Consider the following 23,423-nt stretch of genomic DNA (forward strand, 5'->3'; position numbering starts at 1 on the left):
ATTCTTTAATGAATTTCCCCCGAACACTCTTAAACCTGAACACTTTTACTGATTACCAGGACTAACTTGGGATTAACAACAACCTTCCATAGTACCATGGATAAAACCACCTAAAAAACCAGTATACCACAACTAATTACCCACAAGCAAGGGAATTATTTGGCCTGTTTTTTCCAACTTTCAGGCATTCCGCCCATTTCATTAAAATCTTCAAAATGCTTAGTGACACCGATTTGAGCTTTGCTGGCATCTTACCTTTGAGTATATTTAATCAACTTGGTGATTTGTTGCATCAGGTAGCTCACGAAGTAGATAGTGCTGCTCTCATACTTACAGAAGCAGTGTTAGTACGAATCTCTGTTCCCCCAGGGTGGCAACCACAAAGATTTATTCTTGTAGTCTCTCAGCAATTTAGCGCTCTTTTACTTGGCAATCTTCCAGACGGTGCTCAACAAGGTCAGTCCATATCGGATACAACTTTGGAGTCCCTCCATATTCACTTCACTTTTAACTCGGAGGCGATCGCAAATTTTGCCACTAGACTAAGCGAATTGTTTGCTGCTAATTCTCACATTCATCAAAATATCTTACAGTGTAGAGAACTCCTGGGAGCAAATAATGCCACTTACCAAAGTAAATTCACAATTTTGTTGTTACAATATTTACTCCCTACTATTAGTCAAAATACAATTAATCCGCATTCTCTACCACCAGAAGGGTTTACTTGTAAACCTGTGGAAGATGCTCTTACCAAACAAATTGCCCAAGAAAAACTCTTAAATCAAGTAACTACTCAAATTCGTAAAAGCTTAGATCTCCCCGTAATCATGTCTACAGCAATCACCCAAGTGCGGGAATTTCTAGAGTTGGATAGACTGGTAATTTATAAATTTGTTTCAGCTCCTATTAATAATCCCATTAATAATCTTCATGATCTTATTCCTAACAATTCTTTAACATCTCCCCAATCTCAATATTTCTCTCCTAGATCCGTAGATCATCAGTGGTTTACCCAAGATTCTGAACACAATGGAGGCTGTGTAATTTATGAATCCCTTGGTGGAGAATCAATCAACTCCATATTAAACTCCCAAGAAGACTGTTTAGCAGTGCACTCCCCATGTTGGCAAAAATATCACCAGGGTTTTATTTTAGTCGTGGAAGATGTGGAAAAAACCTACATACTGGAAAATTGCCTGCTAAATTTCCTCCGAACCAATCAAATTCGTGCTAAAGTGGTGGCACCAATTATTTTTGAAAACAAACTGTGGGGATTACTAATTGCTCACCAATGTCATGCTCCTCGACAATGGACAGAACCCGAAAAAGCCCTATTATCTTCCATTGCTGAACAGTTAGCGATCGCCATTAATCAGTCACAATTAATGGACTCATTGCGGGAAGCAACACGCAAATTAACCCAAGAAAAACAAACTTTAGAACAAAGAGTAATTGAAAGAACTATGGCCCTGCGGGAAGCACTTTTAGCCGCAGAAGCAGCCAGTCGAATTAGAAATGAGTTTTTAGCTACTATTAGTCACGAACTATTAACCCCCCTTACCTATGTAATTGGTATGTCCTCTACCTTATTACGTTGGCCTTTGGGAGAACTGACACCACGACAAAGGGAATATTTACAAACAATCCACGACAGTGGTGAAAGACTCTTAGACATGATTAATGATATTCTGGATTTATCACAAATTCAAGCTGGCAAAACTGTATTAAATATTTGTGAGTTTTCCCTAACTAGGTTAGCAGAAAATATAGTAGATTCCCTACTCGAAAAAAGCACCAATGCCAAAGTTACCTTGAAACTAGACGTGCAGGTAAATCCACGCCATGATCAATTTAGCGCCGATCCTGGTAGAATAGAGCAAATTATTTGGAACCTATTAACTAATGCCATCAAATTTACACCCCAAGGTGGAAATGTCACCCTCCGATTTTGGGTAGAAGACAATACCGTTATCTTTCAAGTAGAAGATACTGGAATTGGCATTCCAGAAGAAAAATTACCCCTGGTTTTTGAAAAGTTTCAGCAGGTAGATGCCTCCTATCATCGTCCCTATGAAGGTACAGGCATTGGTTTAGCCCTAACTAAACAAATAGTGGAACTCCACCGTGGTCGTATTGAAGTGGAGTCAACAGTAGGTGTTGGCTCAATCTTTACCGTCTGGATCCCTAGCTCGGTTTTTGATAAATAAACAATATTAACAGTATTAACAATATGAACAATTTACTATCAAAACTACCGGAACTATCAGGACTTATTGTGTCTTGTCAAGCTCCTATTACCTCACCACTCCATAATCCCACCATCATAGCAGCTATGGCACAAGCCTCCGCAAATAATGGTGCTAAAGCCGTGAGAATTGATACTCCCAATCACATCAAAGCTGTGAAAGAAAAAGTTCCAGTGCCAATTATAGGTTTATGGAAGCAAATTGTAGCAGAGTCAGATGTGTACATTACCCCTCAATTTCACCATGCTTTAGCTGTTGCAGAAGCAGGAGCAGACATAATTGCCATAGACGCAACTCAAAGAAAACGTCCAGGAGGAGAAAAACTAGTTGATATGATTAGGGGAATTCATCAACAAATAGGTAAACCAGTGATGGCTGATGTAGACACCTTTACATCTGCTAAATTAGCTATAGATAGCGGTGCGGACATAGTGGGTACAACCCTTTTTGGTTACACAGAAGAAACCAAAAACCTCATTCCTCCTGGGTGGGAACTTCTCAAACACATAGTAGAAAACCTGAAAGTGGAACACCCAGACATTCTTGTGATTTGTGAAGGGGGGATTTCCTCCCCGGAGGAAGCAAAAAAAGCATTAGAGCTGGGTGCGGATGCGGTTGTAGTAGGCACAGCAATTACTGGAATTGATCTGTTAGTTAAAGCCTACATAAAAAGGATTTAAACCTTAATCAGACCTTTTAGGAGACGGACGATCCGTACTCCAGGCCCACCAAGCACAACCACAGTGACAAAGATAAAACTCTTGCCACTTACGACGTTGCTCTGGGGTTGTCACAGGGGATCTTCGATTTAACCAGACTCCCACTGCTTCCCTGCTACCAGAGCCACATTTAGGGCAAAAAAAGTTATAAGAGTGGACTGACCGATCCGTCCATTCTGGTGGGTTAGCTGCAAAAGCATCCATGAGTTCAAATTCTCCGACCTAGATCCGGTAAAATATGGGATTAGTTCTCAAGGAAGACCTGAAAGTCTTTATGATGGATCCAAATACTGAAATTCGTCGTCTGTTGGATATAGTACCAGCTTCCGGACGCATGACAATTAAAATTATCAGCAAACCGGAACAGAATCAAGTGATTAGTGCAGAGTTTCCCCTACCTTGGATTCAGAGTAAACCGGTATATATCAATTTTGAATTATGGAGACAGTTAAAAAAGCCACAAAGAGACCTCTTAATATTGTATCACACGAGTTGGTTAATAGGAATCAAATGGATACAACCGGATATTTATCAGGGAGCAGTCCTCGTAGGACTATTAGGAGGGGTAATAGAAACTCTTCAGGGTGATATAGTTGGTTTAGTCATAGCCGGTGGCTTAACCGTCACAAGTGGCGTAAAACTGTGGCAAAACAATAAGTCTCAAGAACTACAACTGAAAGCTGATAAAACAGCGATCGCTATTGCTCAAAAACGAGGATACTCCGAATCAGAAGCAGCTGGACATTTGTTAACTGCTATTGAGACAGTTGCTAAAGTTGAGGGAAGATTAGGTCTCAATTTTAATGAATTAATTCGTTGTCAAAATTTGCGAGCGATCGCCAGTTAATTCCACCTATTGCGATCGCCTGGAATAATAGGTTATAATTCATAACTTTGGGATATCAAACAAGTCGTTCCAGGTGAAGCTAAACTTTGGTGAGCCATCCTGCTGACACCCAATTAAATGAGATTTGATAGGAAACAACAAAGACAATGGTCAAACGAGTGCAGTTAGTATTAACAAAAGATGTAAGCAAACTAGGAAAATCCGGCGATCTAGTGGAAGTAGCTCCTGGTTATGCGCGGAATTATCTAATTCCCCAGAGTTTAGCCACCCAGGTAACTCCTGGCATTTTAAAGCAAGTAGAGCGTCGTCGGGAAATAGAACGCCAACGTCAACTAGAACTCAAGCAACAAGCGGAAGAGCAAAAATCTGCTTTAGAGAAACTGGTTAAAGTAGCGATCGCCAAACAGGTAGGTGAGAACGAAGCTATTTTTGGTACTGTCACCACCCAGGATGTAGTAGATGCTATTCAAGCAGCTACAGGGCAAACAATTGATAGACGTGGCATAACTATTCCAGATATTAACCATTTGGGTACTTACAAAGCGGATATTAAACTTCACTCAGAAGTGACTGCTAAAATTGATATTGAGGTTGTAGCCAGCTAAATTGGTTATAGGTCACATTAACCATTGATTAATGATTGCACCGTTCAGTGGGATGCGTTACGCCAGGTTAACGCATCACAAATTGCCCAAACAGGCATTTAACCTTTTTCCCAGAATTTCTCATTTAATAATCTTTCTAGCTCAGGAGAAAAAGGGAAATCCTCGGGAAAAATAACACTGGGATAACTATCTTTCACGTTATCCAACCCAATTCGGTAACACTTGGGCAAAATTTCTAAAATAAAATTTTTTAAACTTGGCGAATCTTCCAACTCAAACATTAAACGTTGGCGAAAATTCCGAATTTCAATTTCCCAACTACGATTACAATCGGGTGTTTGCACATAGCAACGTTTCAGTAAATGTTCTAGCAGACGCACTAAATAACTGCGCACAGAACTGCGTTGACTTTTTCCCAAGGATTCCACCTCCTGGATCAAATTTTTCCAATCTACCTGTTGGAAATTCTGGGATTTTAACTTGGCCACAGTTTCTTCAACCCAGAGAGCAAAATCAGCGTCATAGTGGCCTTCATAATCACTGGTGTGAACATTCGTCATAATCAATAACATTATCCATTTCAGAAACCATGTCAACAATTTAAGTTTACAATCATTTATGGCTAAAGAATTGAACTTTCAAGGCAATAGTAGTGATCAGCTTCCTCCCCAAAACATCGAAGCGGAAGAGGCTATTTTGGGGGGTATTCTTTTGGATCCAGAAGCTATGGGTAGAATCAGGGATCGTCTTCTTCCCCAGGCGTTTTATGTTAATGCCCATAGAGAAATTTATCAAGCAGCAATAATTCTCAATAACCAAAATAAACCAACCGACTTACTTTCCCTAACAGAGTGGCTAACTGGTAATGACAAGCTAAATCGTATTGGCGGTAGAAATAAACTAGCTACATTGATAGACCGCACCGTATCATCAGTAAATATTGATATGTTAGCGGATTTAGTCATGGATAAGTATCTGCGTAGACAATTAATTAAAGCAGGTAATGAAATTGTCAAATTAGGATTTGAGACCCAGACAGAATTACCAATAGTTTTAGATCAAGCAGAGCAGAAGGTTTTTGGAATTACCCAAGAAAAACCCCAGGAGGGACTAGTTCACATTTCGGATACCCTAGTTCATACCTTTCAGGAAATTGAAACCCGTCATGAAGGAGTTGCTTTACCGGGTATTCCTAGTGGTTTTTATGATTTGGACGCCATGACCAGCGGTTTTCAGCGTTCTGATTTAATTATCGTCGCGGGTAGACCTTCTATGGGGAAGTGTGTAAGTTATGACTCGGAAATAGTCTTAGCAGATGGAGAAATTGTCACCATTGAAGAGTTATACAACCGAAAGGGGGGTATGGTATTAACCCTGAACCCAAATTGGAAATTTAGTTTTACTCAACCCTGTGGATTTGTCAACGATGGCATAAAACCAGTTTTTCGGGTTACAACTGCATTAGGTCGTTCTATTGATACCACCATTACTCATCCTTACTTAACCCCAACCGGATGGCAAAAGTTAGCAGATCTCAAACCAGGTGCTAAAATAGCAGTTCCCGCTCAAATCAATGTCTTTGGTAAGGAAAAAATTGGTGATGGTCAGCTCAAAATTATAGCCCATTGTTTGGGAAATGGCAATATGGAGAAAACCATACCTCCCATAGTTTTTAAATTAGGGCGATCGCAAATAGCTTTGTTTTTAAATCAGTTATTCATCAGTAATATAGAGCATGAAGGTCACACCTTAGCTATCAAAGAAAAATTACAGACGACCTATAGAACAAACCAGGAGAAACTAGCAAGACAGATTCAACATTTATTATTAAGATTTGGCATAATTGCCAGATTAGGAAAAGGCTATAACAAAGAGCAAACTACCCAAACCACTTGGCAAGTGGAAATTACAGAACCCCTTTCCATCGAGAGATTCGAGATTGGTGTTGTAGCGCAAACATTAGAACCAATAGAAACCCAGACAGACTGTGAAATCTACTGGGATGAAATCATAGCCATTGAGAACTTGGGGGAAAAACGGGTCTATGACCTAACCATACCACATACTCATAACTTTATAGCCAATGACATTTGTGTGCATAACACTGCATTTTGTTTAAATCTAGCCCATAACATTGCCGTAGGCTATAAATTACCGGTAGCAGTGTTCAGTTTAGAAATGTCTAAAGAGCAGCTAGTACAAAGATTATTAGCTAGTGAGGCCCAAATTGAAACCGGTTATTTAAGAAGCGGGAGGATCAGTCAAACCCAATGGGAACCCCTAAGTCGCGCTATTAGTTTGCTATCAGAAATGCCCGTTTTTATTGATGACACCCCCAATATTACCATCACCCAAATGCGGAGTCAAGCTAGAAAACTACAAGCACAACAGAATTCCAAACTAGGTCTAATCGTTATAGACTACCTGCAACTAATGGAAGGTGCGGGAGACAATCGTGTACAGGAATTATCCAAAATTACCCGTTCTCTCAAGGGTTTAGCCAGGGAATTATCAGTTCCCATAATTGCCCTATCTCAGTTGAGTAGAAGTGTGGAAGCTAGAACTAATAAACGTCCTATGTTGTCAGACCTGCGAGAATCTGGTTCCATTGAACAAGATGCGGATTTAGTTATTATGCTTTACCGCGAAGAATATTATGCACCCGATACCCCCGATCGCGGTATAGCAGAAGTTATTATTGCCAAACATCGCAATGGTCCCACGGGAACAGTTAAACTTCTATTTGACCCCCAATTTACAAAATTTAAAAATCTAGCCAAACCTAAGACCTATTAAAATTATTAGTTGAAAGCAGAAAATCTGGATTTACCGAAACCGTATAATCCCCATGAAAACCACACCTATCAGTAAGGCTATTAATTGACTCCCATAGCTGCAATTATTAAACCCACCCGGAATATTTAATCCACCAATTCCATAAAAAAATTGTTGGATAAACCACCAGAATAAATAAAACATTGCGGGAATTTCCAGGGGAATAAAAACAATTACCAACGGTAAAACAGAATAGATTTTAATTTGGGGAAATTGCATAATATAAGCACCTACAATACAGGCGATCGCCCCAGTGCTACCTATAACTGGTGCTGTTAACTGCGGTTGGGCAAAAATCTCTATTATTCCTACCAGCACGCCAGCAGTTAAATATAACAGCAAGAATTGATACGACCCTATGGTTCTTTCTAATGTTCTTCCGAATACCCACAAAAATAACATATTACCCAGCAGCTGGGCAAAACTACCATGTATAAATAGGGAAACGGGTAGGGTGAATAATTGCCACCCTACAACCACCCAAGCAGCTAAACTGTCATCAATAGCACTGGAGATTGTTCGGGAGAATTCTCGAGGAATAGTAGTCCAACTATTGATAAAGTTACCTAGTTGACCATTGACATCCCACATAAGTTGCGCACAAAATATGACTAGGCTAATACCAATTATCACATAAGTAATATTCGGCTTTTTTAAGCTATAAAAGTTATCAGTAATAGGAATCATAATTGTGCTTAGAAACTGTCTGCTGATTTTTAATCATTTTTACACACTTTGATCTGGTTTCGATACTGTTATCTCGCTTTTTATTATAGTTGCAAATTTAATCGAAAACTCAGTTTAATTGTATCCAATATTAATATACATATACAGCAAAAAATACAAGGTAGTAGTATAAAATTTTAGTTAGATATTCTCTAGATTATACATATACCACACGGAGATAAATTTGAGTGAGGTGTTCATATATACAACTGCAGCGTTAGCCAAAAATAGTTGATAAAAGGGGACTAATGAAGGAAAATCCGTCAATTACTTGAGAATTAATTTTCAGAGTGGTTGTGGTATTTATTGACTCTAGCTATATCTTGGTATGGAAAAGACAAAACATTTAGACCTAGAATTACAAGTAAAGAAATGTTAAATATTTGTTTATATATCTAGACCTTACTATCTGAAGGTGATAGATTACTTTCAGCTTTGAAAACTTCTCAGAGCAAAATTTCCCCGCGCGGGGCTTTTTAAGAAAAATAACAGTCTGAAATAGGAGTGCTGAGTGAGTCAAAAATCAAATGTGCTTTGCTTCGATGGAAAAGACAATCATGTAGTTTTACCAACAGACAATACTGATTACTCCCAGGGGTTTACGGTAGAAGCATGGGTCTGGTACGGTAGTTTTGAACAGCATTGGTCAAGAATTGTTGAGTTTGGCAACGGACCAGGACAGAAAAATATTGTCTTAGGTCATGCAGGAAAATCTAATTCCCTGGGATTCCATCTTGTTGGTACTAGTACGGGGGGATATGCTTTTGAAGTTCCTAACTCCTTAGAGATAGGTAAGTGGACACACGTAGCTGCTACCATCAATAAATCCGGGGAGGCTAAACTCTACAAGAATGGTAAATTGCTTCAAACAAAACCATTCCGTCTTCCAGACAATGTGGTTCGCAAGCTAAACTACATAGGAAAGAGTAGCTGGTCAAACGATGGTTACTTTGAAGGTAAAATGGCTGAGGTCAGGTTGTGGAACATTGCCCGCACCCCAGAGGAAATTGAACAAAACATGAACCGCCGCCTAAGTGGAAGTGAAGCGGGATTGGTAGCTTATTACCCTTTAAATGGGGATGCCAATGATAAAACCAAAAATGCTAAGCATGGTGCCATTCTTGGCGCTACTTGGCAAAAGGAAGAACTCCCTATTCAGGAGCCTAATGTGAATCAAAATCAAACAACAACTACAACAACATTTATTACACCCGATAGATTGTTACCAAAATATGATGTGGTAATAGTTGGAGCTGGTGTGGCTGGAGCCATTGTTGCTAAACGATTAAGTCAGCAGGGCAAAACCGTCTTAATTCTGGAAGCGGGAGAGGCTAAGGACTTAACCCTTTCAGGATTTCAACATTATTTGGATACCTTCTATGGATCCACAGAAAAGCATCCCAACTCTCCCTATCCAGAAAACCACTATGTCCAAAGTCCCATGGACGATAATGGGTATTTTGTAGAAAAGGGTCCCATGACTCTTGGAGGTTCTTACACTAGGGTTCTAGGGGGAACAACCATGCACTGGGAAGCGAAGACACCGAGAATGTTACCCAATGATTTCAAGACCAAAAGCCTCTATGGACAGGGTCTGGATTGGCCGATTTCTTATGACGACCTGATGCCTTATTATCAACAAGCAGAGTATGAAATAGGGGTTTCTGGAGATGTAGAAGAGCAGAAAAGCCTAGGTCTCAAATTTGAAGATGGATACGTCTTTCCCATGGAAAAGATGCCACCATCATTCCTAGACCAGAAAGTTATAGAAAAGGTGGATGGCACAAAGGTTCAGGTGTGTGGTGAAACCGTAGAGTTAAAATTCTCTACCTTCCCCCAGGGACGTAATGGCATACCCAATCCTAAGTATGATCATGGTAATTTATTTGTGCCGCAAGGGGTTAGCAGTGTCACTCCTGTTCAATATGGAGAACGTTGTCAAGGGAACGCTAATTGTGTGCCAATTTGTCCCGCCCAAGCTAAATACGATGCTCGCCGTACTCTAGCAAGAGCTCTAGAAACAGGTCGTGTTCACATATTACCAAAAGCAGTAGCTTTCCATATCAACTACAATCGCGAAAATGGGCGTATAGAAAGCATTGAGTACAAGTACTATGGAAATGAAAAAACCGGTTCCATTGACTCTCCTCTAAAAGTTGAGGGGACATTGTTTGTGCTAGCAGCAAATGCTGTGGAAAATGCCCGGCTCATGCTGTCTTGTAATTTACCTAATACAAGTGATATGATTGGGCGCCATTTGATGGATCACCCCTTCGTTTTAGCTTGGGCTTTGATGCCAGAAGTAACTGGAACTATGCGTGGACCTTTGGTAACTTCAGGTATTGGCACTTTGCGAGATGGAACATTCCGTGCCAAACAATCTGGATTTGCTATGGATATTCACAATGATGGTTGGGGATGGGCAACCGGATCCCCTGATACGGAATTATTTGATGCTGTTGATCACAAAAATAAATATGGTGCGGAATTGCGCGAAACTCTGATTAATAGAATCTCGCGTCAACTGTTACTAGCATTTATGTGTGAAATGCCTCCCGATATCAGTAACCGTGTAACCATAGATCCGAAGTACAAGGATAAGCTGGGTAATTATCGCCCGGTAATTAATTATAACCTGCCAGATTATTCTTTAAGAACTTTGGCCTATACCAGAAAAGTTTCCCGTCTGATGTTCCAGCGTTTGGGTGCTGAGGACTATACCCACTATGACCCCAAGGATCCCGGATATTTTGAATTTGAAGGATCGGGTTACGTTTACAAGGGTGGAAACCACTTCTCCGGTACCCATATTATGGGAACTACCCCCCAAAACTCAGTGGTGGATCAAAATCTAAAGTCTTGGGATCATCCTAATCTCTATTTAGTCGGCTCAGGTAGTATGCCCACAATTGGTACATCTAATACCACTGTGACAATTGCTGCCCTCACTTTTAAAGCTGCTGAACAGATGCTCAAAGAGTTATAAGTCTTTGTCAGGAAATTTTTTGGGGGTATTGTTAGTCCTCCTTTCTGAATTCAGAACAGATTATTACTGAGAAAATACTGGGAGAAATATGTCCACACAAACTGGTTATACACTGATTAAGACAGTAGAGAATCTGCATTTCTATCTCAAGCAGGCACTTAGACTGGAACACGCAACAATCCCCCCTTACTTGACGGCTTTGTATTCTATCAAACCCGGCAAGAATGTGGACGCTTTTCATATTATTCGACAGGTAGCTGTAGAAGAAATGCTGCACCTGAGTTTAGTGTCTAATGTGTTGAATGCGGTGGGAGGGAGTCTTAAAGGTACTCTGACACACCCAGATTTTATCCCCAACTACCCAACTCCTATTCCCACTGGAGCAAGTGACTTCGAAGTCGATTTAATAAAATTCTCTCCTCAGGCGATCGCTACCTTCATGAAGATCGAGCGTGCAGAAGAGGTAGAAGAGGATAAACCCCTAGTGGTAGCTCGAGAAACACAAGAGAAACAGAACTTCCTCACTATTCATGAGGGCAATCCTGCCAATACTTTTTATAGCATTGGACTCTTCTATGCAGAAATTATTCGTGGTCTCAATGCCTTGTATAAGGAAAAAGGAGATGCCTTATTCTGTGGAGATCCTAAGTTACAGATTACCCCTGAATACTATTACAACGGTGGTGGGGATATCATTGAAGTGACAGATTTACGTTCAGCTATCCGCGCCATCAGAATTATTCAGGAACAAGGGGAAGGTTCGAGAATTGGGGCTATCTATGATGCGGAAAGAGAAATGGCCCACTTCTATCGTTTTGAGCAGCTCACACAGACTAAGTTTTATACCATTAACCATGACGATCCTTTAGAATCTGACTCACCCCACAAACCATCTGGGGAGTCTTTAAAAGTCAATTGGGACGAGGTTTATCCAATTAAAACCAATGCCACACTAGCAGACTATCCGGAAGGAGAACTGCGTCAAGCAGCAGTAGCATTCCAAAAAGAGTACAGCAAATTTTTGGCAGAGATTGAAGCCTCTTTTACAGGAGAGCGGGAGAAATTGATCCCAGCAGTAGGGGCTATGTTCCGCCTCAAAGAACTTGCTGCCCAATTGATCCGTAATCCGATCCCCGGAAATGCTGAAGGACTTCATGGTGCTCCTGTGTTCCGAGTCATACCTAATATTCAAGATCCACAAAAACGCTATCCTTGGTAAAAGACTATGGGTGATAACTGTCTGACACTGTTTAATAACCGCACCAAGTGTTAGAGCAGACAGGTAATCCAGGGTAAGTAAATTTGACCGATTGAAAAAATGTGACGATGTTCTTGTAGAGGTAAACAACAGATGGGCAATCAAAAACCCGAGTTGGTAGGGTATTTTCTGGATTTATCAGTGGTTTTAACTGGGTTTTCTCGATTTCATCTTCAAGGAACCGGACAAACCAGTCTTTACTTTGACACGGTAAATAGTGTGGTAGGAGAGAGAATTTTTGAGGAGTTATTAACTACCTTTCACAACCTTAATTCTCAAGCTCAGGGAAAAGAATCAATCCTTACCCAAGGATTGCGGTTGAATATATTAGGGTCAGAAAAATTGGGACCAATTGCCCGGAATATCATTAAGCTCTGGTACTTGTCCACATGGTATCAATTACCTCAAGAGTGGCGAGATGTTTATGGCACAATGCCCAATGATAAAACCTTTATCCCCGCATCTGCTGCTTATCCTGAGGGATTACTCTGGCCAGCTGTTGGTGTGAACCCCAAAGGAGCTAAAGGTCAAGGATATGGTACTTGGAGTGAACCTCCCTTGGTAACTCTGGATCAGAAATAACCATAGTGTTGATCTTTCCCTAACCGCACTTCATCCAATAAGTATTCTCCCCAAACAAAAATGAACATTGTATCTTGCTTGCGTAAAGGTTCCGCAATTGCTCTGGCCGTAATTCTTAGTCTGACAGTATTCAGCTTGCCAGCTCGGGCTTTTGTTTGCAAAGACTATAATAAGCTCCTGGAAACAAATTCCTGTGTTGGTTGTGATTTATCAAACCTAGACTTGGCAGGAAAGGACTTATATGGCAGCGCACTAAGTAATGCCAATCTCTCTAACACTAACCTTTCTAAGGCTCTGATGAATGATGCCAAGCTAGATGGAGCAAACTTGACGGGTGCTAATTTATCCGATGGCAATTTGACTGGTATAGTTTTATCAGGGGCCAACCTAACAAGTGCTAACCTCTTCCATGCGGAATTGTATAACGCCTTGCTAGATAAAGCCAACTTGTTCCGGGCAAATTTAAGTAGTTCTGATTTGAATTCAGCAATTGTCTCCGATGCTAATTTAACCGAAGCTGTGGTAAAGTCTGCAAACTTAGAAAAGGTTAACCTCTCCCGTTCTAACCTATCAGGCACAGATTTTTCTGAAAGTAAGATGCGAAGAGCAAAATTATCAAAGGCGATTCTTCAGGGAGCTAAATTCATTAAAACCGACTTATTTGAGTCCACAATGCCTGACAGTACTATTTACAATGGCGATCTGTCTAAATTCGGCGCCTTGAAATAAAACAACCAAAAAACTACCAAAACTAATACCGCAGAGTTTTTATATGTTCTAAGAGCATGATTAGAATACATTTTTACAAGCGGTATGAAAGGTAACTTAATCAACACCAATTATTGACTTAGGGTACAAGAACCATGTTGTCAAAAATTAGCAGGATCTTTCGTTTATCAATAGTTTTAGCTACTTTACTGTTAGTTGGCATTACTAGCTTGCCACTAACCGTAATGGCTGCTACCAGTGATTCCAATTCAGTATTAGTGTCCCTGGTTTCCTCTACAACCAAACCCCTGTTGGATCCCACATTTGATAGTACAAAAGTGAAGTTAGGTATTACACCAACAGGGTGGAGCAACAGTGATGATTTAACTATTGATCTCAATCCCCCCATTCCATACCAACAAATCCTCAGCGAAATTGCACTGTCGGGTTATAAGGGCACACAAAATGCACCTAAATTTCCGAAAGCGCTTGTGGATTTACAAAGGGAATTAAATATTAGGGGACTGAGAATTTCTGAGCCTTGGGTAGGAACTGAATTTACCATAGGCAAAGGTAAAGAGACCTTTGATGAATTAGAGAAACAAATAGCCTTCATGAAAGCGATGGGAGGCAACACCATAGTCGTGGCTGAATTAGGTGGTGCTGTTCATCAGCAAAAAGTTCTGGACGAGAACGGTGTGGATAAAGGTGTGGATCCATTAGTCAACAGACCTCGTTTTGATGGTAAACAATGGTCTGATTTATTAGCGGGTTTGAATCAAATGGGTAAAAGGGCCAAAGAAGAAGGTATGCAGTTAATGTATCATCCTCATATTGGCACTGGAGTAGAAAACGCTCAGGATATTTGCCGGTTGATGGCTGGCACTAACCCTGAATATGTAAACTTGCTCCTAGATACTGGTCACTTGTACTATGCAGGAGTTAACCCTCTAACCATAGCAAAACAACATGCCAATCGAATTAAGCACGTGCACCTGAAGAATATTCGCCAGTCGGTATTAGATGATTCTAGGAAGACTGGTCGGAGCTTTTTAAATTCCATTCGTGCAGGAATATTTACTGTTCCTGGAGATCCCAATGGTGCCATTGATTTTCAGCCCATTTTACAAGAACTTGCCAAGGTTAACTACCAAGGATGGTTAATGGTGGAAGCTGAGCAAGATCCTAACAAGGCTGAGCCATTGCAATACGCACTTATGGCTCGTCAATACCTGCAAAAACTAATAGGTTTTTAGTTTTTCCTTTTAGTTTATTCAACTAGTTTTTGAGTGGGGAGTAGAAACTAATCTAGTTCTACTCTCACATAACCAGGAATCAGGAATAGAATTATGCAAGTTCAGAATTTGAGTGATGTAGAAGAAATTAAGAAAGTGTTTGAGAGCGATTATGCAGATGCCATGAGATTACGTAATCCTGATGTTTATACTCAAATGTATACGCAGGATGCCGTTTGGATGCCACCAAATGATACGAACCGTTGCGGAGCTGCTAATATTAAGCTGGGATTTATGAATCAGATCGCTGATAAATATATAGATCCAAAATTTACGGCCGAAGAAATCAGGGTTATTGGCGATTTAGGTTATGTAATAGGCTTTTCCATAGCCCAAATTACTCCCATAGCTGGTGGTCCTACCAAAACTGTTCGTTTTCATGCATTATGGATAATGAAAAGGCAAAATGGGAAATGGAAAATTGATCGCCAAATTTGGAATAACAAACCCTAATTAAGTTAGTTGATAACCCCAGGCTAGGATTTTAAACCCCAAAATACTCCTTCATTAGACTTACCAACCCAACTAAATTTTTGTGAGTAGATAATATATGAGTGGCAAAGAAATTTACTTTAGTTTTTTCATGTTCACAAGCAATGTGAAACCCCATGATGAGCAGTACCGGGAGACTGTCGTTCGACATATTAAAGAGCTAGCAAGTTATGGTTATACGGGATTTGAGTTTCCCATTGCTGCACCAAAGGAGACAGAACATGTATCAGCAAAATACGCAGAAGACTTAGTTAACTATACCAACTTGCGCCGTCATTTAGATCAACAGGGATTAAGTCACATTAAAATTAGTACTAATGTTGGAGTTACTCCCACAGCAGATCCCAGTTCATCAAACCCAGAAACACAAAGAAAAGCATTAGAATACTTGAAATCAAGGGTTGATATTACCCAAGCATTGGGTGGTGAAATCATGATGGGTCCAATTATTGTTCCCTACGCTGCTTTTCCTGAAAAACCATCTAGTGGAAAAGAACCTAAAAAAGAGTATTTTTGGAGTGATGAACTACAAGAACAGCTAAAAAACCGTTATGACAACGCCCGACCAATCCTAAATGAGTTAGGTAAGTACGCGGAAACGAAGAAAGTTAAATTAGCCATTGAACCAATTACCCACTGGGAAACGCCAGCACCGAATAAACTATCTCAATTAATTCAGTTTTTGGGAGGAGTACAAAGTAAACAGGTAGGAGTAGTTATTGATAGTGCCCATGAAATTTTAGACGGGGATGGGCCAGAAATATTTAAAACTCAAGTAGAACACCTAGCTCGTGAAGGAAGACTCCATTATATCCAAATATCTCCTCCAGACAGGGGTGCTGTGCACACTAGTTGGATCCCCTGGCAATCATTTTTAGAACCAATTGTACCGGTCTACAAAGGACCTTTTTCCATTGAAGTTTTTAATGCCATTCCTGAATTTCAGGAGTTACTCCGACTCACTAGACGTAAGTTTTGGATTCCTGGTGAAGACAGTGCAAATGCTTACCCGAGCGCCTATCAAATTGCAAAATCAGCCATTGAAATTACCCAAAAACAATTGAGCAAAATACAATCCAAGTAGTCAAAAATAATGGTATTGAAAAATAACAGGTCGGTTAACATTCTATCAGTTTTTCTGACTTTTTTCCTGGCTTTGGCCCTCATCCTATGTGGGGTTGAGGAAACAATAGCATTGCCAGCAGTTGGATGCGAAAAAGAAATGGGAGCATGGGAAACTATTCCTCTTGCACCACCAGAAAACCGGATGCAGTCCATTCATACCATCGTTCTCCCCAATGGTAAGGTATTAACCTTGAATGGAAGTAGCTTTCGTACTACTCTAACCAAAGATGAAAATGGCAATAACAAGTTTATTGAGGGAGTAGATGTCACAGACAATAAGATAGTTGACAATACTAGTTTGTTTGATCCAGTTAGTGGAAAATTTAAGCGTATTTCCACTCCGCCTGCTATGCAATTTGGTGAGAGTAATGATTTATTCTGCTCTGGTCATTTACAATTAGCAGATGGTAATGTTCTATTTATTGGTGGTACTGGACGCTATTATCCAGGGGGAGCATTTACCGGTTCTAGACAAGTAAATATATATGACTGGAAGACTGATAAATGGTCTACTGTAGGTCAATTAAAACAAGGAAGATGGTATCCCAGTTTAATTCCCTTAGCTGATGGTAAGGTGGTGATTTTCTCCGGTCTGAAGCTAGATGCTCCTAACCAGATTAACCCTAGTTTGGAAATCTACGATCCCAAAACCCAGAAATTTTCCTATGTTGACCTGACAAGAATTAAAAACAGTCCCTTCAACACTAAACTCAAGGATGTTGATAGCTACGACACGATAGACCTTTATCCTAGAGTATTTCCTACCAAAGATGGTAGACTACTAATTACTGGAGATGATGGTGGTATTGGCGGAGTTTTAGTCTCCCAGTCCAGCAAAAAAACCTATTTGATGTCTATCAAAGAAAATGCTGATGGCAGTTTCGCAGTCAGTTTTGAAATAGGTCCAGAAAAAGCTGAAACATCTAAAGCCTATGGAACTGCTATACAGGTTCCCAATAGCGAAGATGTGCTCTTACTAGGCGGAATTATCGGCACAAACGATATTAACTTTGGTAGAGGGGGAAACACAAAAGGATTTCCTGCTGGTTCTAGAGTTGCTGATAGCTTGCAACGCTGGGTATCTCCGGACAAGAGTGGAGAGAAAAATGGCAAATGGGAAATAGTCAATCACTTTCTTGACAAACCTAGAGCCAATTTAGAAGCAGTAATTCTACCTACCAAAGAGATTTTAGTGGTCAATGGTGGTCAATATCCGGAATACAAACCCGTATATGAACCTTTGTTAATGACACCTAATCCTGAAGCCCCCGGGGGTTATACTACCAAGAGTATGAACCCTGCTAACTTGCCTAGACTATACCATAATGGGGCGGTTTTATTGCCCGATGCTCGTGTTCTAGTTATTGGTGGTAATGCCAATAGGGCTTCACTAGAGAAAGATGGAACTGTACACGTTAATGCGGTCAGAGATCCACAAACATATTACAAGTTTCCTGAGTTAAAGGACAAATCTGGTCAAAAGAAAGAATTTACGGTCGATGAGTATTACAAATCTCCTCAAAGTTACTTTCTAGAAGGAGATAGCGAACCCTTTGTGCCAGCGGAAATTTGGCAAGCTGAAATATTTAGTCCGCCCTATTTATTCAAAAGTGGACCACGGCCTGAAATACTTGATGCTCCAACAACCGTGGTATATGGCAAACCTGGAGTATTATTTGTCAAAAATGCTAGTGCAACAGGTTCTGTGGTTTTAGTTAAGCTAGGAGCAGTTACTCATTCCTTCGACTATGGACAAAAGTTGGCAGAATTGTGGAATGTAAGACTGATCACAACTGCAAAAGACTCATCTAGTCCATCTAATATTGTCTTCAGAGCTCCGGAAAATGCTAATCTCTACCCCCCGGGTTACTACATGATCTTTTACCTAAATGATGTAGGTAAACCTTCTATGGCCAAGATGGTAAAACTGGAAGCTGCTAGCTAGGTGACAATCAGCACAGGAGGACCCTAGGGTCCTCTCTCAGAGTAAATCAACTAACATCTACGAAAAAGAACAAACCATGGGACTAAAAGAAGAAGATTTACGGAAATTGCCAGAAGACGGCATAGACCCAGAAAATCCTGGCAAATACGGGGGGTTACTGGAAGATTTACAGGGTAATATCCTCAGGGGACATGGACGTGACCATAGCGTTCACCTATTTGTGGAGTTTAAACCAGATAAAACCATTGAGGTTAAGCAATGGATTGAGGATTTTGCCAAAAAGTATTTAAAATCTGCTAAGCAGCAATCGGATGAAGCAGTAAACTATCGGCAAAAGAGAATATCAGGTGGATTATTCACCAACTTTTTCTTATCATGTAAAGGTTATGAATATTTAGAAATTGAACCCTTTTTGATTCCCGCAGACAACCCATTCCGTCAGGGAATGAAAAATGAGGACATCAGAGCTGTTTTAGGAGATCCAAAAATTGATAAGTGGGAACCTGGATTTCAACAGCAAATTCACGGATTAATCCTTATTGCGGATGATGACATTATTGCCCTGCTGCAAGGGGTAAATCAAATGATGCAATCACTACGCAAAGTGGCTAGTATTGTGCATCGAGAAGACGGATTTATCCTGCGAAATCAAGCGGGACAAATCGTTGAGCACTTTGGCTTCGTCGACGGTTTGAGCCAACCTATCTTTTTAAAGCGAGATGTTGTCCGCTCCCGTGTTCAAGATGGTGGTTTTAGCCAATGGGACTCCAGAGCTTCTCTGGATATTATTTTGACTCCAGACCCCAATGGCAAAAAGGAGGATAGCTATGGTAGCTACCTAGTATATCGCAAGCTAGAACAAAATATTAAGGCGTTTCGACAATCACAGGAAGAATTAGCTAATGCTCTTAAGGTGAAAGAGGACTTAGCAGGAGCTTTAGTTGTAGGTCGTTTCTATGATGGCACTCCAGTGACTCTTACAGATATACCAACTTTTTTACACAATCCAACTAATAACTTTAATTATGATGAGGATCTTACTGCAACTAAATGCCCATTTCATGCCCACGTGCGCAAAATGAACCCCCGTGGAGACACAGGAAAAGTGGTGTCTTCTCCCGGATTTGATGAAGCTTTGGCCGTGGAGAGAAAACATCGTATTGCCCGAAGGGGAGTTAGTTATGGAACTAATAATCCCATACAGGAACCAGAAGAGGGTTCAGGGCTACTATTTATGTGTTTTCAAGCGGATATTGAAAACCAGTTCAATTTCATGCAAACCAGATGGGCAAATGCTGGGGGTTTTGTTCAGGCTAATGTTGGACCAGATCCCCTCATTGGTCAACCAGAAGGAACACAAAAGTGGCCAATAACTTGGGGACAGGCTAAAACTTTACAGCACCCGTTTAAACTATGGGTAAATATGAAAGGAGGAGAGTATTTTTTTGCTCCTAGTATTAGTTTCCTCCAAAATATTACAACTTGTTAACCAACAATGATGCCAAAATAACTATGTTAAAATCATGACATTACAACAGTTTGAGGGTGGAGGGTGGGTAGTGGAGCAATCAACATAAGTAGATTTTGAGTTTTTAATTTACTATCTACTAATGTGATATTAATAATAGTTAGTATTTAATACGACTATTACTTGTGCCGATGACAATTGATGAGTTAAGTGTTCTCCTTGTTTTCAACCTTATGCGAAAGTCAAAGTTATCAATTTTACTGGCATCACTTGTTTTTGCCTGTGTATCTCTAGGTTCAGTATTTCTAGATCCTGGAATTGTTTTAGCGGAAAATGCACCTTGTGCACCTGGAGCTTCCTCCTTGTGGGCAACCTCAGTCAAGGATTTTGTGGGTACTTCAGCCAGCAAAAAATCCAATGTTTATTTCACTGGTGGAGAAGGTATTTTAACAGAGGTGTTTTATCCCACTGTGGATAACGTGCAAAATGTTGACTTGCAATTTTTAGTCACCGATGCCAAAAGAACCTGGGGTGACGAAGAGCGCAAGCAAGACCATAAAGTTACTCAGGTTAATAAACGCTCCATGGTGTGGGAAGTAACAACTACAGATAAAGACAAACGTTGGAAAATTACTAAGAGATTTTTTAGTGATCCCAATCGTCCTACTGTAATTGAAAGAGTTACTTTCGCTACTCTTGAACCAGGAAAGACAGTCCAAGACTATAACCTCTACCTGCTGAATAATCCATCTATCAACAATTCGGGTAGTGGTAGTGCTGCTAATACTTGTAGTGGACCACAAGCAACGGGTGGAGATAACTCTCGCACTCTGTCATCCAATGGTCGAACCTTTTTAGCCGCTTCCGAGCCTAATTCTACCTCTTCAGCTGTCACTACTTCCCTACCTTGGAAGACCGTTGGTGGCACTTTAATGGTGTCTAATGGGTTTGTGGCTCAAAACGATGGCTATACAGACCTTTTTGTTGGAGCAGGCGATAAAACCATGGACTGGCATTATGATAATGCTGTTGGTGGAAACGTTGCTCAAATTGGCTGGGTAGATTTTGGCAATACCACTGATACCAAGATTTCTTTTGACGTGGCACTGGCATTTGGTAACAGTGAGCAAGCTGCCATGGATGTAGCAAATGCTACTCTAAATAGTGATTTGGCTGCGGTAGAAAATGATTACACCAAAGAATGGGTAGCTTATACTGCTAAACTCAGTGATCAAAATGGATTGGCTGATGACCAGTACTACCTAGCAGCAATGAATCTGAAGAGTATTCAAGACAAGAGTAATGGTGCGATGGTAGCAGGACCTGCTACACCTTGGGGAGAAACTAACACTGATAAAAATCAAGGTGGTTACCACCTGGTTTGGCCCCGTGACTTGTTCAAATTTGCTAGTTCTTTGATTGCTGCTGGTGATACAGAGTCAGCTAATGAAGCTGTTGACTATTTCTTCAATGTTCAGATGCAGACTACTACCAGTGATGATCCCTATTCTCGTCCTGGTCGTTTTCCACAAAATAACTATGTAGATGGTAGGATATACTGGAATGGCACCCAGATGGACCAAACTGGAATGCCCATCATCTTGGCTTGGAAACTTAACCGCACGGATTTGTGGCCTAAAATCAAGTTAGCAGCTGAATATTTAGCCAAATATGGACCCTATACTCAGCAAGAACGCTGGGAAGAAATGCGTGGTTATTCACCTTCCACCATTGCTGCTGAAATTGCAGGATTAGTCTGTGCAGCTGACTTGGCTAAAAAATCCAATGATCCAGGTGCGGCTGAGTATTATCTCAAAAAAGCCGATGAGTGGCGTAATAACGTTGCCAATTGGACATTTACAACTACTGGTTATCATGGTAATAAACAGTATTATGTAAGAATCACCAGCGATAAAAATCCCAATGATGGTGTGCAACTGACCTATGGTAATGGTGGTGGAACACATGATCAGCGCTACATCATTGATGGTGGCTTTTTAGAGTTGGTACGTTTAGGGGTGATGAGTGCCAACGACTGGACAATTCTAGAAACCATTCCTGAATATGATGAAATTTTGAAACAAACCATTTCTAAGGATGGTGTAGAAGCGGAAGCTTGGTTCCGGTATAACTACGATGGCTATGGTGAATACAATGACGACCGTAATTTTGATACTAGTGGTCGTGGTCGTCTGTGGCCAATTTTCACCGCTGAACGTGGGATTTACGAAATTGCTAAATCTGGTAATGGGTGTGCTGGTCAAAAATATCTGAAAGATCTGAAAGTCATGTCTTCAGAAGCAGGATTTATTCCTGAGCAAGTTTGGAATAACAGCACTACCATTACAGGTTGGGAAACAATTACTCCCGCATCTCATCTTCCTGGCACTTCCACACGCTCTATACGTCCTCTTAGCTGGGCTATGGGTGAATATATTAACCTGATTGTAGCCGTTAAAGATGGTAAGAGTGATGCTCCGGATGTAGTTTGTCAACGCTACGCTTGTGACAAACCCCAAACTGATGTGACTTTCACCGCTAAAAATGCAACCACAAAACCAGGTGAGAATGTGTATTTGGTTGGCAATAGTCCCTTACTAGGCAATTGGGAACCCACTTCCGGTGTTAAGCTCTCTGCGGTTAGTTATCCTACCTGGAGCGTTAAGGTCTCCTTACCTGCGTCTACTAGCTTTGAGTACAAGTTTGTCAAAGTTGATGCCAATGGTAAAACTATCTGGGAAGAAGCTGAAAAACACAGTTTACAAACTCCTGTAAGTGGGGAAGTTTCACAAGTCGATAAGTTATAATTCCACTCTTTGTGATCATTTAGATTTTTACCGATCTAAAAATTAACAGTCTCCTTCATACTCCCCACCGTCTAGGATGGGGAGTTTTTTAAATTAAATAACCCTAAATGTTAAAGTGTTTGGGCATAATCGGCAATAATTTAAGGTGTGGTTCAAATTTATGGGAATCTAACTACGAATGAGGGTAATGGTGCGCCCATTAGGACTAATAACCTCCTCCGTACTAATCCTCTCTCCCATGGGTGGTAAACCGGGACGGCGATCGAAAATCACTAACCAACCCGTATCTAATCCTAACCCATCCAGGTATTTATCCAGTTGGGTCAAACCCTTGATTAACGGATCTGACTTTCTTTCACGCCACACCTTTAGTTCCATACCCATCACCACCTTGCCATAGCGTAAACAAATATCCATTCTCCCAGAACCAATGGCATATTCCCGCTCTAACGTACCACCACCATTAACTACCCGATGCAAAAATGCCATCAATACCAAATGGGGAGCAATCTCATGATAGGGCGCACTTCTGAGTAATGGTTCCCCGTGTTGTCGCCAAAACTCTAGAAAAGCATTTAATAGAGCTTGGGGATTTAAACTATTGTCAGTATTTAACCAAGTGGGTTGAATTTGAGGTAAACTGTCCTGACTACCCTGGGATAAAACACGAGGAATCACCTCCTGGTAGATGGGATTGGCAATGGTTAGTCCACCCAAAGGACTACGCTTAACTAAGCCTAAATCTAGCAAAAACCGCCGATCATCCTCTGGGGTATCTG

The 23,423-nt window shown here is 40.7% G+C and carries 18 protein-coding genes and 1 pseudogene; 15 read left to right on the top strand and 4 right to left on the bottom strand.

Annotated elements, in window-relative coordinates:
* The first annotated feature begins 215 nt into the window (after window positions 1-215).
* On the top strand, window positions 216-2,207 hold the full coding sequence (locus ASL19_RS11410; protein WP_057178439.1) for a GAF domain-containing sensor histidine kinase: 1,992 nt from the start codon (window positions 216-218) through the stop codon (window positions 2,205-2,207).
* A 23-nt stretch (window positions 2,208-2,230) separates the two neighbouring features.
* Window positions 2,231-2,926, top strand: coding sequence for an N-acetylmannosamine-6-phosphate 2-epimerase (locus ASL19_RS11415; RefSeq protein WP_057178440.1), 696 nt, complete (start codon window positions 2,231-2,233; stop codon window positions 2,924-2,926).
* 3 nt (window positions 2,927-2,929) lie between these two features.
* On the opposite strand, the gene ASL19_RS11420 is transcribed toward ASL19_RS11415, so the two are convergent.
* On the bottom strand, window positions 2,930-3,169 hold the full coding sequence (locus ASL19_RS11420; protein WP_006277041.1) for a hypothetical protein: 240 nt from the start codon (window positions 3,167-3,169) through the stop codon (window positions 2,930-2,932).
* Between the two features lie 73 nt (window positions 3,170-3,242).
* Here ASL19_RS11420 and ASL19_RS11425 point away from each other — a divergent pair, with 73 nt between their 5' ends.
* The gene (locus ASL19_RS11425; protein WP_057178454.1) at window positions 3,243-3,812 is read left to right on the top strand and encodes a DUF3318 domain-containing protein; all 570 of its coding nucleotides are present in this window, start codon (window positions 3,243-3,245) and stop codon (window positions 3,810-3,812) included.
* Between the two features lie 146 nt (window positions 3,813-3,958).
* Window positions 3,959-4,417 carry a 50S ribosomal protein L9 gene (gene rplI, locus ASL19_RS11430; protein ID WP_006277038.1) on the top strand — a complete coding sequence of 153 codons (459 nt, stop codon included), beginning with the start codon at window positions 3,959-3,961 and terminating at the stop codon, window positions 4,415-4,417.
* Window positions 4,418-4,515: 98 nt separating this feature from the next.
* On the opposite strand, the gene ASL19_RS11435 is transcribed toward rplI, so the two are convergent.
* Entirely contained in the window at window positions 4,516-4,977 is a 462-nt protein-coding gene (locus tag ASL19_RS11435) for a DUF29 domain-containing protein (protein ID WP_235528989.1), read from the bottom strand.
* A gap of 58 nt (window positions 4,978-5,035) precedes the next feature.
* Between ASL19_RS11435 and dnaB the strand changes: the two genes are divergently transcribed.
* On the top strand, window positions 5,036-7,213 hold the full coding sequence (gene dnaB / locus ASL19_RS11440; RefSeq protein WP_057178442.1) for a replicative DNA helicase: 2,178 nt from the start codon (window positions 5,036-5,038) through the stop codon (window positions 7,211-7,213).
* 30 nt (window positions 7,214-7,243) lie between these two features.
* Here the strand turns inward: dnaB and ASL19_RS11445 are convergent, their stop codons facing one another.
* A complete protein-coding gene (locus ASL19_RS11445) occupies window positions 7,244-7,939 on the bottom strand; it encodes a rhomboid family intramembrane serine protease (RefSeq protein ID WP_057178443.1) in 696 nt (231 codons plus the stop codon).
* Between the two features lie 550 nt (window positions 7,940-8,489).
* Between ASL19_RS11445 and ASL19_RS11450 the strand changes: the two genes are divergently transcribed.
* The 10 genes from ASL19_RS11450 (at window position 8,490) to ASL19_RS11495 (ending at window position 22,644) form a co-directional block, all read left to right on the top strand.
* Window positions 8,490-10,964: a LamG-like jellyroll fold domain-containing protein gene (locus ASL19_RS11450; RefSeq protein WP_082604689.1), complete on the top strand. Its 2,475-nt coding sequence runs from the start codon at window positions 8,490-8,492 to the stop codon at window positions 10,962-10,964.
* A gap of 88 nt (window positions 10,965-11,052) precedes the next feature.
* A complete protein-coding gene (locus ASL19_RS11455) occupies window positions 11,053-12,183 on the top strand; it encodes a ferritin-like protein (RefSeq protein ID WP_057178444.1) in 1,131 nt (376 codons plus the stop codon).
* 132 nt (window positions 12,184-12,315) lie between these two features.
* Entirely contained in the window at window positions 12,316-12,804 is a 489-nt protein-coding gene (locus ASL19_RS11460) for a hypothetical protein (protein ID WP_057178445.1), read from the top strand.
* 60 nt (window positions 12,805-12,864) lie between these two features.
* Entirely contained in the window at window positions 12,865-13,533 is a 669-nt protein-coding gene (locus ASL19_RS11465; protein WP_057178446.1) for a pentapeptide repeat-containing protein, read from the top strand.
* Window positions 13,534-13,667: 134 nt separating this feature from the next.
* A complete protein-coding gene (iolE, locus tag ASL19_RS11470) occupies window positions 13,668-14,768 on the top strand; it encodes a myo-inosose-2 dehydratase (RefSeq protein ID WP_057178447.1) in 1,101 nt (366 codons plus the stop codon).
* Between the two features lie 93 nt (window positions 14,769-14,861).
* Complete coding sequence (locus tag ASL19_RS11475) at window positions 14,862-15,260, top strand: SgcJ/EcaC family oxidoreductase (RefSeq protein WP_057178448.1); 399 nt, start codon at window positions 14,862-14,864, stop codon at window positions 15,258-15,260.
* 97 nt (window positions 15,261-15,357) lie between these two features.
* On the top strand, window positions 15,358-16,383 hold the full coding sequence (locus ASL19_RS11480; RefSeq protein ID WP_057178449.1) for a sugar phosphate isomerase/epimerase family protein: 1,026 nt from the start codon (window positions 15,358-15,360) through the stop codon (window positions 16,381-16,383).
* Window positions 16,384-16,392: 9 nt separating this feature from the next.
* Window positions 16,393-18,369, top strand: a complete 1,977-nt coding sequence (locus tag ASL19_RS11485) for a galactose oxidase early set domain-containing protein (protein ID WP_057178450.1) — start codon at window positions 16,393-16,395, stop codon at window positions 18,367-18,369.
* A 76-nt stretch (window positions 18,370-18,445) separates the two neighbouring features.
* Window positions 18,446-19,858 (top strand): Dyp-type peroxidase, encoded by a 1,413-nt coding sequence (locus tag ASL19_RS11490; protein WP_057178451.1) that lies wholly within the window; start codon window positions 18,446-18,448, stop codon window positions 19,856-19,858.
* Window positions 19,859-20,070: 212 nt separating this feature from the next.
* The gene (locus ASL19_RS11495) at window positions 20,071-22,644 is read left to right on the top strand and encodes a glycoside hydrolase family 15 protein (protein ID WP_082604690.1); all 2,574 of its coding nucleotides are present in this window, start codon (window positions 20,071-20,073) and stop codon (window positions 22,642-22,644) included.
* A 168-nt stretch (window positions 22,645-22,812) separates the two neighbouring features.
* Here ASL19_RS11495 and ASL19_RS11500 read toward each other — a convergent pair.
* A pseudogene (locus ASL19_RS11500) lies at window positions 22,813-23,423 on the bottom strand (ATP-binding protein); the annotation flags it as partial.

The sequence above is a fragment of the Cylindrospermopsis sp. CR12 genome (assembly GCF_001432185.1).
GTDB lineage: Bacteria > Cyanobacteriota > Cyanobacteriia > Cyanobacteriales > Nostocaceae > Raphidiopsis > Raphidiopsis raciborskii.

Excerpts from the sequence above, each read along its gene's own strand:
- ASL19_RS11410 (WP_057178439.1), top strand. The coding sequence starts at position 216 with ATGCTTAGTGACACCGATTTGAGCTTTGCTGGCATCTTACCTTTGAGT.
- ASL19_RS11415 (WP_057178440.1), top strand. The coding sequence starts at position 2,231 with ATGAACAATTTACTATCAAAACTACCGGAACTATCAGGACTTATTGTG.
- ASL19_RS11420 (WP_006277041.1), bottom strand. The coding sequence starts at position 3,169 with ATGGATGCTTTTGCAGCTAACCCACCAGAATGGACGGATCGGTCAGTC.
- ASL19_RS11425 (WP_057178454.1), top strand. The coding sequence starts at position 3,243 with ATGGATCCAAATACTGAAATTCGTCGTCTGTTGGATATAGTACCAGCT.
- rplI (WP_006277038.1), top strand. The coding sequence starts at position 3,959 with ATGGTCAAACGAGTGCAGTTAGTATTAACAAAAGATGTAAGCAAACTA.
- ASL19_RS11435 (WP_235528989.1), bottom strand. The coding sequence starts at position 4,977 with ATGACGAATGTTCACACCAGTGATTATGAAGGCCACTATGACGCTGAT.
- dnaB (WP_057178442.1), top strand. The coding sequence starts at position 5,036 with ATGGCTAAAGAATTGAACTTTCAAGGCAATAGTAGTGATCAGCTTCCT.
- ASL19_RS11445 (WP_057178443.1), bottom strand. The coding sequence starts at position 7,939 with ATGATTCCTATTACTGATAACTTTTATAGCTTAAAAAAGCCGAATATT.
- ASL19_RS11455 (WP_057178444.1), top strand. The coding sequence starts at position 11,053 with ATGTCCACACAAACTGGTTATACACTGATTAAGACAGTAGAGAATCTG.
- ASL19_RS11460 (WP_057178445.1), top strand. The coding sequence starts at position 12,316 with ATGGGCAATCAAAAACCCGAGTTGGTAGGGTATTTTCTGGATTTATCA.
- ASL19_RS11465 (WP_057178446.1), top strand. The coding sequence starts at position 12,865 with ATGAACATTGTATCTTGCTTGCGTAAAGGTTCCGCAATTGCTCTGGCC.
- iolE (WP_057178447.1), top strand. The coding sequence starts at position 13,668 with ATGTTGTCAAAAATTAGCAGGATCTTTCGTTTATCAATAGTTTTAGCT.
- ASL19_RS11475 (WP_057178448.1), top strand. The coding sequence starts at position 14,862 with ATGCAAGTTCAGAATTTGAGTGATGTAGAAGAAATTAAGAAAGTGTTT.
- ASL19_RS11480 (WP_057178449.1), top strand. The coding sequence starts at position 15,358 with ATGAGTGGCAAAGAAATTTACTTTAGTTTTTTCATGTTCACAAGCAAT.
- ASL19_RS11485 (WP_057178450.1), top strand. The coding sequence starts at position 16,393 with ATGGTATTGAAAAATAACAGGTCGGTTAACATTCTATCAGTTTTTCTG.
- ASL19_RS11490 (WP_057178451.1), top strand. The coding sequence starts at position 18,446 with ATGGGACTAAAAGAAGAAGATTTACGGAAATTGCCAGAAGACGGCATA.
- ASL19_RS11495 (WP_082604690.1), top strand. The coding sequence starts at position 20,071 with ATGCGAAAGTCAAAGTTATCAATTTTACTGGCATCACTTGTTTTTGCC.